General features: G+C 48.0%; 13 protein-coding genes. All 13 read right to left on the reverse strand.

Annotated elements, in window-relative coordinates:
* Positions 1 to 14 precede the first annotated feature (14 nt).
* From rnhB to pyrH, 13 genes are read right to left on the reverse strand one after another with little or no spacing between them, the layout of a single operon-like run.
* Complete coding sequence (gene rnhB / locus ASG34_RS01760) at positions 15 to 632, reverse strand: ribonuclease HII (RefSeq protein ID WP_055825838.1); 618 nt, start codon at positions 630 to 632, stop codon at positions 15 to 17.
* Positions 629 to 1,798, reverse strand: coding sequence for a lipid-A-disaccharide synthase (lpxB, locus tag ASG34_RS01765; RefSeq protein WP_055825841.1), 1,170 nt, complete (start codon positions 1,796 to 1,798; stop codon positions 629 to 631). Before lpxB ends, rnhB begins: the two co-directional genes overlap by 4 nt.
* 12 nt (positions 1,799 to 1,810) lie before the next feature.
* Entirely contained in the window at positions 1,811 to 2,590 is a 780-nt protein-coding gene (gene lpxA / locus ASG34_RS01770) for an acyl-ACP--UDP-N-acetylglucosamine O-acyltransferase (RefSeq protein ID WP_055825844.1), read from the reverse strand.
* A 43-nt stretch (positions 2,591 to 2,633) separates the two neighbouring features.
* Positions 2,634 to 3,098: a 3-hydroxyacyl-ACP dehydratase FabZ gene (gene fabZ, locus ASG34_RS01775; RefSeq protein ID WP_055825847.1), complete on the reverse strand. Its 465-nt coding sequence runs from the start codon at positions 3,096 to 3,098 to the stop codon at positions 2,634 to 2,636.
* 8 nt (positions 3,099 to 3,106) lie between these two features.
* The gene (gene lpxD, locus ASG34_RS01780) at positions 3,107 to 4,165 is read right to left on the reverse strand and encodes a UDP-3-O-(3-hydroxymyristoyl)glucosamine N-acyltransferase (RefSeq protein WP_055825849.1); all 1,059 of its coding nucleotides are present in this window, start codon (positions 4,163 to 4,165) and stop codon (positions 3,107 to 3,109) included.
* A 40-nt stretch (positions 4,166 to 4,205) separates the two neighbouring features.
* Complete coding sequence (locus ASG34_RS01785) at positions 4,206 to 4,703, reverse strand: OmpH family outer membrane protein (protein ID WP_055825851.1); 498 nt, start codon at positions 4,701 to 4,703, stop codon at positions 4,206 to 4,208.
* Positions 4,704 to 4,755: 52 nt separating this feature from the next.
* Positions 4,756 to 7,077, reverse strand: a complete 2,322-nt coding sequence (gene bamA, locus ASG34_RS01790) for an outer membrane protein assembly factor BamA (protein WP_055825852.1) — start codon at positions 7,075 to 7,077, stop codon at positions 4,756 to 4,758.
* Between the two features lie 11 nt (positions 7,078 to 7,088).
* Positions 7,089 to 8,465: an RIP metalloprotease RseP gene (gene rseP, locus ASG34_RS01795; protein ID WP_055825855.1), complete on the reverse strand. Its 1,377-nt coding sequence runs from the start codon at positions 8,463 to 8,465 to the stop codon at positions 7,089 to 7,091.
* A complete protein-coding gene (gene ispC, locus ASG34_RS01800) occupies positions 8,462 to 9,670 on the reverse strand; it encodes a 1-deoxy-D-xylulose-5-phosphate reductoisomerase (RefSeq protein ID WP_055825857.1) in 1,209 nt (402 codons plus the stop codon). Before ispC ends, rseP begins: the two co-directional genes overlap by 4 nt.
* A 9-nt stretch (positions 9,671 to 9,679) precedes the next feature.
* On the reverse strand, positions 9,680 to 10,507 hold the full coding sequence (locus ASG34_RS01805) for a phosphatidate cytidylyltransferase (protein ID WP_055825859.1): 828 nt from the start codon (positions 10,505 to 10,507) through the stop codon (positions 9,680 to 9,682).
* A 13-nt stretch (positions 10,508 to 10,520) separates the two neighbouring features.
* A complete protein-coding gene (gene uppS, locus ASG34_RS01810; RefSeq protein ID WP_055825863.1) occupies positions 10,521 to 11,285 on the reverse strand; it encodes a polyprenyl diphosphate synthase in 765 nt (254 codons plus the stop codon).
* Positions 11,286 to 11,310: 25 nt separating this feature from the next.
* Positions 11,311 to 11,868: a ribosome recycling factor gene (gene frr, locus ASG34_RS01815; protein WP_055825866.1), complete on the reverse strand. Its 558-nt coding sequence runs from the start codon at positions 11,866 to 11,868 to the stop codon at positions 11,311 to 11,313.
* A gap of 35 nt (positions 11,869 to 11,903) precedes the next feature.
* Positions 11,904 to 12,620, reverse strand: coding sequence for a UMP kinase (gene pyrH, locus ASG34_RS01820; RefSeq protein WP_055825869.1), 717 nt, complete (start codon positions 12,618 to 12,620; stop codon positions 11,904 to 11,906).
* Between the last annotated feature and the right edge of the window lie 124 nt (positions 12,621 to 12,744).

Consider the following 12,744-nt stretch of genomic DNA (forward strand, 5'->3'; position numbering starts at 1 on the left):
TTCACGCTTGGGTTTTAACCACTTGCCGTGACGGCCTGATGGCTTAAACCCACAACAAGCAGTTTTTTCACAGGTGCATAACTGCGACGGTGCTCAGCCGTTACACCGTATTCCGCCAGGCGCTCAAGGTGCAACGCAGTCGGGTAGCCTTTATGCTGGGCAAAGCCATACTGGGGATATTGTGTATCCAGTTCCAGCAAAGAAGCGTCCCTGGCTGTTTTTGCGAGGATAGAAGCCGCAGAAATTTCAGCGACTTTACTATCGCCTTTAACAATGGCTTCACATGGCAAATCAAACTTTGGCCGGCGATTACCATCTACTTGAATCAAGGTCGCATGCATATCAAAATCGTTCACCATTGCCAGATACGCGCGCTGCATCGCCAGCATACTGGCTTGCAAGATATTGATCTCGTCTATTTCCTGCGCGCTGACACTGGCAATGCCCCAAGCCAAGGCATGTGTTTTAATTTCAATAGTCAGTGAATTACGTTTGGCTTCAGATATTTTTTTGGAATCCGCCAACCCTGGGATGGGGCGTTCTGGATTAAGAATCACAGCCGCTGCATACACCGCACCGGCCAATGGACCCCTACCCGCCTCATCAATGCCACAGAGCCGCTGAATAGTCATGATGCGGCCGGCAAGAACTGCCTGATGACAGCAGCCGCCTTTTGCGCACTGTTCTGTTTTAATTGCGTATGGATAGCGCGATATTTTTCGCGCAGCACCGCCAGGCCGGTTTTATCTGCCAGTAAGTTATACAGCGTCTGTGCAATTTGTTCGGGATTGGCGTCCTTTTGTAATAACTCAGGCACAATAAATTCACCCGCCAGGATATTCGGCAAACCTACATAAGGTTGCAGACGCATGCGTTTCAGCAGTTGCCAGCTCATATTAGACATTTTGTAAGTGATTACCATCGGTTTTTTAAGCAAGGCTGCCTCAAGCGTTGCCGTGCCTGAAGCAACCACAATAGCATCAGCGGCTATCATGGCCTCATGGGCATGGCCGAACATGATCTGCATATCGATGTCGATATCAGGCTTTTGTGTCAGTAACTGATGCCATGCATTCTGGAATATATCGCGTGTTTCACGCGTCACCAGTGGCACCAGGAATTGCACGGTATTGCCATTCTCGCGCATCAACCGCTCAAATGAAATGGCCGTTTCCAACATCAGCTCAGCATGAAAAATCACTTCTGACTGACGGCTGCCAGGTAATAGTGCAATCACTACACTATTCTTCTTCAATTTGAGCTTTTCACGCATTTGCGGCACATCTGGTTCCATAGGCAAAGCATCTGCCAGCGGGTGACCGATATAGGTCACAGGAACGCCTATCTGCTGATACAGGGGGGGCTCAAACGGGAACAGTGCCAAGATATGCGAAACCGCACGTTTAATACTGTGAATACGGTTTTTGCGCCATGCCCAGATGGAAGGGCTCACGTAGTGAATAGTCGCAATGCCTTTGGCTTTCAGTTTCTTTTCTAACCAGAAATTAAAATCAGGCGCATCAATACCAATAAACACATCAGGTTTCTGTATCAGGATTTGTTTGAGTAACTCTTTGCGTAGCTTTAGCAAGCCCCAAAGATGCCGAAGCACTTCCAGGTAACCACGTACCGAAAGGCGTTCAATCGGGTAAAGAGATTTAGCCCCTAAACTCATCATTTTAGGTCCGGCAATGCCAAAAATCTGAATATCTGGATGCAGTGACTTGAGCTCCTGGATCAGGTGGTAACCCAGCAAATCACCGGAGGCCTCGCCCGCCACCATTGCAATTTTAGCCATAGTGTTTTTGAACTAACGCACAATGCCGCGCGTAGTTTGCGCGAGAAAACGGGTCATCAGGCCGATTTCAGGGCATGATTTTTCCATTTCAGCCAAAGCCAGTTTTGCTTCTTCAAATGACAAACCCTGGCGGTAAAGCACTTTGTAAGCACGCTTGATCTGCTGAATCGCTTCCGGAGTATATCCGCGTCTCTTCAGGCCTTCCGCGTTAATACCATGCGGTTGCGCATCATAGCCGGCAGCTGTGACGTAAGGTGGAATATCCTTGAATACAACTGAACCAACCGCAGTAATAATATGTTCGCCAATCTGGCAGAACTGATGCACCAGGGTAAACCCGCCGAGGATAGCGTGATCGTAAATGGTGACGTGACCCGCCAGGGATGAGTTATTGGCCATAATCGTATGGTTACCGACGATACAATCATGCGCAATATGCACATAGGCCATAATCCAGTTATGGTCGCCAATTTTGGTCGTGCCTTTATCCTGGATGGTGCCGCGGTTGAAAGTACAAAATTCGCGTATGGTGTTATGGTCACCGATTTCCAGTGTCGTCGGTTCATCCTTGAACTTCTTGTCCTGGGGTTTTGCACCCAGGGAAGAAAATTGGAATATCTCGTTTTGTTTGCCGATAGTGGTCGGCCCTTCTATGACCACATGAGAGCCAACTTTGGTACCCGCATCAATACGTACACCGGCGCCTATGGTGGTGAATGCACCCACTTCAACCGAACTATCCAGCTCAGCTTTGGGGTCAATAATGGCAGTAGGATGAATCAGGCTTTGCATCTTTTAATGTGTGCTGCATACCGCAGCAATACGGAGATAAGGGTTATTTTTCAATCGCTTTGAGAATACACATCATGCTGGCTTCAGCCACCACTTCGTCAGCCACTTTGGCGACCGCATTGTATTTCCAGATACCTTTTAAGATACGATCAATTTTGACATTCAGAATAATCTGGTCACCTGGGGAAACCGGCTTTTTAAAACGCACATTATCGATTCCGGCAAAATAATACACAGAGTCATTCGTCGGTTTAATGTTCATGGTTTTGAATGACAAGATGGCAGCTGCTTGCGCCATTGCCTCCACAATCAATACACCTGGCATCACAGGATGATAAGGGAAATGACCTGGGAAGAACGGCTCGTTCACTGAGACATTTTTCACTGCCACAATTTCCTTGCCTAGTTCCATCGATAAAACGCGATCCACTAATACGAACGGGTAACGATGCGGCAAGTGTTCCAAAATCTCATGAATATCCATGCTATTCACTGCATTCTCAGCCATAAATTCTCTCAATCTTCTGTATGTTTTTTTATACTGCTTACTGCTTGCTCAAGCTGCTTGAGCTTGAGATTGGTTTGTTCTAAATGCCGGATATTCGCAGCTGTCCGTAACCAGTCTTCATGTTTCTGGAACGGCATCAACGCAGTGTAAGTACCCGGTTGCTGGATTGAACGCATGATCATGGAGCCTGGTGATATCGTTACGCCATCTGCAATCTGCAGATGGCCCAATATCATTGCGGCGCCTCCAATTTTACAATGCTGACCTATCACAGCGCTGCCCGCAATGCCGGTACAGCCTGCAATCACTGTATGCGCGCCAATGCGGACATTATGGGCGACCTGTATCAAATTGTCCAACTTCACACCATCTTCGATGACAGTATCATCCAGGGCACCCCGGTCTATGGTGGTATTAGCACCTATATCTACATGATCACCAATAACGACGCGGCCTATTTGCGGTATTTTAACCCATTGACCCTGCTCTTCGGCATAGCCGAAGCCATCATTTCCAATAATACTGCCAGAAAACAGATGACAGTCATGACCGATGACAGTGCCATGCTTGACGACTACGCGCGGCTCGAGAACCGTATGTTCGCCGATAATGACATCATCCTCAATTACGCAGCCTGCGCCAATACGTACGCCCTTACCTAATGTCACCCGGTCACCAATCGTGACCATCGCATCTATGGTTAGCTCATGAGGGAGTTTAGTCTCATAGCCAATCACAGCACTATCATGAATATGATTGCTATATTGCTTGGGCGGATTTAGCAGAGCCGATAGCTTGGCAAAATAGGCATAGGGATTTTCTGTCAGGATGCACGGTAATTCAGTCAGATGCCTGTGCTCAGCACGCAAAATAACCGCTGAGGCTTGCGTCGCTCGCAACGACTGCGTGTATTTGGTGTCATTGAAAAAAGCGATGGATCCAGCCTGCGCTTGCGCCAGGGAAGACATGCGAGAGACTTTAACGGATGTTTCTTCAGGCGATGACCCTGTACTGACTTCGCCTCCCAATGACGCCGCAATATCTTGCAATGAAAAAAGTTGCGTCATGGATACCAGACCTTAGAATGCTTTCTGACTATATCGCAGGCTATTTTTTGCCAAGCAACTTGAGTACTTTATCGGTGATATCGATACGTTTGCTAGCGTAGGCAATGCCACTATAGGCAACCAGATCGTAGCCTTCATTTTCGGCAACGGTTTGTACTGCTTTGTTAATACGTTCCTGCAACACGGCCAATTCTTCATTCTTGCGTAAGTTGATATCTTCACGCAGCTCACGCTGCTTGCTTTGGAACTCCAGGCGCATATTATTCAGCTGGCGTTCTTTGACACGACGATCAGACTCATTAATGCTCGTGCGATCATGATCAAGCTGTGCCTCCAGATCGCGAATCTGCTTTTGCAGTTTTTCCAGATCCAGAGAGCGTGGACTAAACTCTCTCTCCAGCTTTTTGCCCGTTTCAACCGTTTGCGGTGCTTCTTGCAGCAGTTTATCGACCTGCACGTAGCCTACCTTGAAATCGGCAGACCAGGCTTGTCCGCACCACAGCATAAGGCTCAGCCACACCACCAGAAGACTTCTCATGCAGCTACCCCTTTCTGCGTTTGCATTATCCTAAACTTAAGCAAGGATGCCATTAAAATTGCTGACCAAACTGGAATTGCAATGTTTGTGTATCATCATTTTCTTTTTCTTTAAGTGGCTTGGCAAGAACAAGCTTCAATGGGCCGAATGGTGACACCCATGTCACACCGACACCAGTTGAAAATCTCAAATAATCGGAATTGATAGAATCGTTCTCACCAAAAACACCACCGCCATCCACGAATGCACTCAATCTGAACTGGTTAGACTGCGAGACAAATGGTACCGGCATAAATAATTCTATGTTTCCAACCAACCGTTTAGTACCGCCGACCGCAAAATCGGAACCTGAAATCGGGTTTACATCACGCGGACCTAATGATGAGTTCAGGAAACCACGTACACTGTTCACACCACCGGCATAGAAGTTCTTGAAGAACGGGTAATTTTTGCCGCCATAACTTTTCGCATAACCTGCTTCACCATTCAACATCAAGGTGAAATCTTTGCCCATGTCTTTAAACCAGCTATGTTGGTAACTCATTTTGTAATATTGCAAATCCAGACCTGGCAATGACACATCGCCAGACAAACGTTGCAACACACCACGGCGTGGGAAAAGAATGTTATCCCTGGAGTCGAAAGTCCAACCCGCATTCAGCACCACAGAGTTACTGCTACAACCATTGCTGTTTTCACAGAATCTCAGATATTGAATCGGACTGTCAGCGGACAAATCAACACTGGTAAAATCAAGCGTCACACCGGCACTGAGGAAATCCATTTCAGATAGAGGCATACCGAAACGCATACCTACACCGTAAGACTGGCTGTTATAGTTACCCACGTTTAAAGTAGAGGAATTTCTTCTGCTGGTATCCACGTCACGGCGGTATATATCGAAGCCACGGCTGATGCCATCCGGCGTGAAATAAGGGTCTGTGTAAGACAATGAATACACAGTGTTATAGCTACTGGTGTTCACTTGCAATGCCACACGGTTACCAGTTCCCAGGAAGTTAGGCTGGTTGACGTTGAAGCCCAATACCACACCATCACTACTGGATAAACCGGCACCAAACTGGACGCTGCCAGTGGCTTTTTCAGCCACCGTCACCGTCATATCGACCTGGTCGTTAATACCTGGGACGGATGGTGTCTCTAACTCAACACTATCGAAGAAGTTCAGGCGCTGGATACGCTCTTTAGAGCGCTTGATCTTATCACCGGCATACCAGGCGGATTCCAGCTGGCGCATCTCGCGACGGACTACGGCGTCACGTGTTCTGGTGTTGCCTTGCACATTGATACGGCGAACGTACACTTTGCGGCCAGGATCAACAAAGAAGGTAAAAGCAACGGTGTGTTCCAGTTTATTGATTTCCGGCACTGCATTCACGTTAGCGAACGCGTAGCCTTCTTCACCCAGCTTGTCATTGATATTTTTGCTGGCATCAGTGACTTTTTGACGGTTAAATACATCGCCATCCTGGATATTGATCAGCTTACGCAGGTCCTCTTCCGGCAATAACATTTCGCCAGCCAGTTTGGTCTTGCTGATGTTATATTTTTCGCCTTCGGTGATATTGACGTTGATGTACACATCACGTTTATCAGGAGAAATCGATACCTGTGTTGAATCAATGGAGAATTCCAGGTAACCCTGATTCATATAAAACGAACGCAAAGCTTCAAGGTCAGCGGTCAGTTTTTGTTTAGAATACTGGTCATCTTTATTCCACCAACTCATCCAGTTTGGTGTCGTCAGCAAAAAGTTAGCGCGTAAATCCTCTGTTTTGAATAGATGATTACCGACGATATTGATATCGCGGATTTTAGCAGCCGGGCCTTCAGTGATTTCAAAGCGGATAGATACGCGATTGCGCTCAAGCGGACTGGAAGTTGCTTTTACTTCGGCACTGTACTTGCCTTGCGAAAGGTACTGGCGCTTGATTTCCTGCTCGGCACGATCCAGTAAGGATTTATCAAAAATCTGTCCTTCGGCAATACCGATTTGTTTGAGGCCTTCTTTTACTTTGTCAGTTGGGAAAGATTTGTTACCGCTAAAGTCAATCTGGGAAATGGAAGGACGTTCCTGGACAGTCACTACTAATACGTCACCATCATTTTCAATACGTACATCCTTGAAAAAACCGGTGGAATACAGCGATTTAATCGCCTGTGCGGCCTTTTCATCGCTCATCACATCACCTACCTGCATCGGCAGGTAATTAAACACCGTACCGGCTTCGGTACGTTGCAAGCCCTCTACACGAATGTCAGAGATGACAAAAGGCTCTGTCGCGTAGGCTTTCAGGTGGATAATTGCTGTTAACAGGCACAACAATAACTTGGAACTAGACTTTATTCTCATTAACTATGCTCTCAACCTACCAGGTAACGATTAATGTCATTGAAAAAAGCGATGAACATTAAAGCACCCAGCAACCCCAAACCAAGACGCTGGCCAATCTCCAGCACCTTGTCAGGCAAAGGTTCTCCTCGAATCAATTCCGCCATATGATACAACAAATGCCCGCCATCCAATACTGGTATCGGTAGCAGATTCATGACTGCAATGCTGATACTTAACAATGCGATAAAGCCGATATAAGGCTTAAGTCCTAGCCCAGCGGTTTCGCCAGCTGCATCAGCAATACTGACAGGGCCACTGATCGCTTTTAAAGAGGCTTGCCCGGTCAGCATTTTACCAATCATTTTTAAAGTAAATACGATGGTTTCCTGTACACGGTGCACTGCGCGTATGGCTGCCTCGGATACGGTGTAATGGCGTTCAACGCGGTAGGGTGCCAGGTCAACAGCCTCCATATTGACTGCTGCACCAAGGCGCCCGATTTTTTGCCCGGCTTCTACCACCGTTTCCGGCAGCAATTTCACCTTTAATATTTCGCTGCCCCGCTGATATTCAACTTTCAATGGTTTCGATGGGTTGGCCCTCACCCACTTCACAAACTGCTGCCAGTCTTCGACCGGCTTATTATTAACGCTGAGAATATGATCGCCTACCTGCAAGCCACTGGTTTCCGCGACCGAGCCCGGCAGAACCTCTCCGACTACTGCAGGAATGACGGGCATCTGCATGGAAATGCCAATTTTCTGCAAGACGTCGCCTTCTGGCTCGCCAGGTAAGGCCGCCATTGGCAGGATATGCGTATGCGCTTCGCCCTGCACTGTGCGGGTGACCACTTTGATTGACTGATGCGCCACCCAGGCTTCAAGCAACTGCCATTGGGCGTCTTGCCAGGTAGTGACCGGTTTGTTATCGAGGGAAACCACCAGGTCGCCTGAGCGCAGTTTAGCCTCGGCTGCCAGTGAACCTGATTCTACCGGGCCAATATATGGTTTCAAGCCTACCTCGCCCTGGGCAATCAAGCCCCAGTAACAGACAAAGGCCAGTAACAAATTAGCCAGCGGCCCTGCAAATACAATCCACATTTTAGCGGCAACATGTTGGCGGTCAAAAGCGCGCGACCAGTCGGTGGTGGTGGCTTGATATTCTGGCGCTTCGAGGGATTCGGACTCACGGCTATCAAGCATTTTGACATAGCCGCCCAGTGGAATCCAGGATAGTACCCACTGAGTGGATTCTGGCGAGTTCTGGTATTTAAAAATAGGCTTGCCAAAACCAATCGAAAATTTAAGCACCCTGACGCCACAACTTCTTGCAGCCAGGTAGTGACCAAACTCGTGGATGGTGACCAGCACACCGATGGCGATAATGAATGCCAATACAGATGTCATAGCGCTACCGCTTTAAAAACAGAGGTGACTGTTGTTTTCGCAATCGCATTCTGGACACAGGTACGAGCCTTTGCATCAATTTCCAGTAATTGCTCTATGGAATTCACTTTTTCGACCGGCAGTTTTTGCAGCGCTTCATGCAGCAACCGCGGAATATCTAAATAATGAATTTTATCCTTGAGGAAAGCCGCCACCGCAACTTCATTGGCAGCATTTAGGACGGCAGGCGCGGTTCCCCCTGCGGCCAGCGCATCATAAGCCAGTTGCAGGCAAGGGAAACGATCAGTATCAGGGTCTTCAAATTCGAGTTTAGCAATATCGACCAGGCTCAGCGGTTTGACACCTGAAGTGATCCGTTGCGGGTAACCAAGACCATAGGCAATCGGCGTGCGCATATCGGGGTTGCCCAATTGCGCCAGGATACTGCCATCCACATAAGACACCATCGAATGAATGACACTTTGCGGATGCACCACCACTTCAATCTGGTCAGGACGTGCATTAAACAACCAATGCGCTTCAATGACTTCCAGGCCTTTATTCATCAGGGTAGAAGAGTCAACGGTAATTTTTGCGCCCATCACCCAGTTGGGATGCTTAAGCGCCAACGCGGGCGTCACTTCGGCCAGCTGCGCGTGCGTATAACTGCGGAACGGACCACCGGAAGCGGTCAGGATTATCTTATTGACGCCAACATCGGCAATGTCATCATACGCCTGTCCCGGCATGGCCTGGAAGATGGCATTATGCTCGCTATCAATTGGCAGAAGCGTCGCTTGTCCTTGCTTGACCGCATCCATAAACAATTGGCCGGCCATCACCAGCGTTTCTTTATTGGCGAGCAATATCTTTTTGCCAGCGTTTGCAGCTGCCAGCGCAGGCAATAATCCGGCGGCGCCTACAATCGCGGCCATGACAGCATTCACGGTTTCATGCGCTGAAACTTCGATCAACCCCTCAATTCCAGAGAGCACTTCTATCTTAAGATTTTCAGACTGTACACGTTGGCGTAAACGCTGCGCTGCATCTGTATCCTGCATCACGGCATATTGTGGTTTGTAGCGCGCGCATTGTTGCAACATGGCATCCACATTCTGGTGTGCGCTTAAGGCAAACACGGCGTAGCGGTCCGGATGTTGTGAAATCACATCCAGCGTCTGCTGACCAATGGTGCCGGTACTGCCCAGTATAGTGACGTATTGCAAAATGGCCTTTTAAAATGAGTAAGACTGTTGCCAGTAATGAAACCAGAATACCAGGCATAAACCTACCGGCAGTGCCGGGATCACGCCATCGACACGGTCCAAAAATCCCCCATGCCCTGGTAAAAACTGTCCACTATCCTTCAGGTTGGCGCGACGCTTGAAAAACGATTCGAATAAATCGCCATATACACCAACAATGGTGATCATCCACAAGCCTGGCAGCACCCACCAGGTTGTCACGGCTCCGGTAGCTTTCAAAGTAACAGCATACACCCCAACCACCAGCAAAGCACCCAGCACGCCTTCCCAAGTTTTGCCAGGGCTGATGGCTGGTGCCAGTTTATGCTGCCCAAATTTTTTACCAAAAAAGTAGGCCGCGGTGTCAGCCAGCCAGATAGTAGAAATGATAACCAGCAATACGTAAGGATTGACCTCTTGCGCAGTCACCAGTGCCATCCACAATGACAGCATCAGGAAGCAGCCGAGGAAAAGATTAATTGCCTTCTGCTTGAAAAAGGTATTAAAAAACATCGCCACTGGCACAACAATTAACCAGAAAAATGTCATCCCTATAAACACTTGCAAGGCATGATAGAAAAACCAATGGAAACCCCATCGCTGCAACAAAACCAGCAAGGCCACGCCAGTGAGTGTAGCAAATGTTAAATAGATCCAGGTCTGCGTCGGGCTTAGCTGCAAAAAACCGGCCCATTCATGCAAGCAGACCAGCGTTAGCAGTAACATCGCAGACGCCCACCACATCATGGGCAGGTAAAACAACGCCGGGAGAAATAGCCCTAGCAATACTACTGCCGTGATCACTCTGGTTTTCAACATAGGTATAAATAAATTAAGTCGCGCTACTATCGCTGCTGAATTGTTCACTGGTACGTCCGAAACGACGTTCACGTTGACGGTAAGAAACTAACGAAGCTTCAAAGGCGGCTTCATCAAAATCAGGCCACAAAGTATCTGTGAAATAGAGCTCTGTATAGGCAAGCTGCCACAACAAGAAATTACTTATGCGTGTTTCACCGCCGGTGCGGATAAACAAATCCGGTTCCGGTGCATAAGGCATTGAGAGATATGGCGTCAGGTCAGATTCATTGATTTCAGTGACCTTGCCGTCCTTGGTTTGCAATAGAGCATTTACTGCATTGATCACGTCCCAGCGTCCGCCGTAGTTAACGGCAATGGAAAGGGTCAGTCCGCTATTACCAGCTGTCTTCTGCTCGGCTTCGAGCATTTTTTGTTGTAACACTTCATTAAACAGGCTACGCTCGCCTATCAATTTGAGAATGATGTTGGCTTCGTGCAGCTTGCTGACTTCCCGCTCCAACGCTTCCAGGAACAAACCCATCAGGAAGGTCACTTCTTCAGAAGGACGGCGCCAGTTTTCGCTGCTAAACGCAAACAAGGTCAGAAATTTGATATCCAACCGCACGCAGGCTTTCACCAACTGCCTGACAGACTCAAGGCCGCGCTGGTGTCCTGCTACCCTGGGTAAAAAACGTTTTTTTGCCCAGCGGCCATTGCCATCCATAATCACCGCCACATGTTGCGGCAGCTCGTTGGTGTCGGGGACTTGCTTGGTAGAACTGGAAAAGAAACCCAAAATATACGCTCAACTAGATAGCAGCTTACACTGCCATCAAATCCGTTTCTTTCTGTTGCAGCAGTTTATCCACTTCAACCACCGCTTTATCGGTCATTTTTTGTATTTCTTCTTCAGCACGACGCTCATCATCTTCTGAAATCGCTTTGTCTTTTTCCAGTTTTTTCAATGCATCGTTGGCATCGCGGCGTATATTACGAATCGCCACTTTGGCGCTTTCACCTTCTGTGCGTACAATTTTAGTCAAGTCACGACGACGCTCTTCAGTCAGCATAGGCATAGGTACACGGATCAAATCGCCGTTGGTTGCCGGATTCAATCCCAGATCACTGTCGCGAATAGCTTTTTCCACTTTTGCAATCATGTTTTTTTCATAAGGCTGCACATTAATCGTACGTGCATCACCCAGGTTAACGTTGGCAACCTGGTTAACCGCCACCATAGAACCATAGTACTCAACCATGACATGGTCCAGCAAACCGGCATGCGCGCGACCTGTGCGTACCTTTGCCAAATCTGTTTTTAATGCGTCCAGAGACTTTTGCATTTTCTGCTCGGCAGATTTTTTAATGTCTTCAACCATGTTTTTTCTCCAATCTCACTTTACTTCCGCAACCGTCAAGCCTTGACGCGTGTGCCTTCGTTCTCACCCAGAATAATGTTCTTAAGCGCGCCTTGTTTGAAAATACTGAATACTGCAATTGGCATTTTCTGGTCACGGCATAAAGTAAACGCGGTAGCGTCCATTACTTTCAGGTTTTTATTAATCGCCTCATCAAATGAAACGGTGTCGTAGCGGGTCGCTGTCGGGTCTTTTTTCGGATCAGCCGTATAAATACCATCGACCTTGGTCGCTTTTAAAACGATTTCTGCATCAATCTCTACGCCACGCAATGCAGCAGCCGTATCGGTGGTAAAGAACGGGTTACCGGTACCGGCACCAAAAATCACCACTTTACCCTCCTCCAGGTAACGAATTGCTTTGCCACGAATATAAGGTTCAGCCACTGCTTCGATATTCAATGCACTTTGTACACGCGCAGCGACACCCGCGTGCTTCATGGCGTCCTGTAATGCCATGGCATTCATGACCGTAGCCAGCATACCCATATAATCAGCAGTCGCACGGTCCATCCCCTCGGCTGCAGGTGCGATGCCACGGAAAATATTGCCGCCACCAACCACTATCCCTACTTGCACGCCCATATCGACGATTTCTTTGACTTGCAAAACAATCGCATTCACTGTCTCACGATTAATGCCGTAAGCATCATCGCCCATTAGCGCCTCACCGGATAATTTAAGGAGAACACGCTTGAAAACAGGTTGTGCCATTGCTATTTTTCCCAAACTCAAAATGTGCCTATTTAATCACAAAACGCGGTTTCTTGGGCCAGAAACCGACCCGTTAAGCATAAAAAAAGTGGAATCCGCAGATTCCACTTTTTAGTGATTGCTT

This window comes from Methylophilus sp. Leaf416 (assembly GCF_001424665.1).
Taxonomy (GTDB): domain Bacteria; phylum Pseudomonadota; class Gammaproteobacteria; order Burkholderiales; family Methylophilaceae; genus Methylophilus.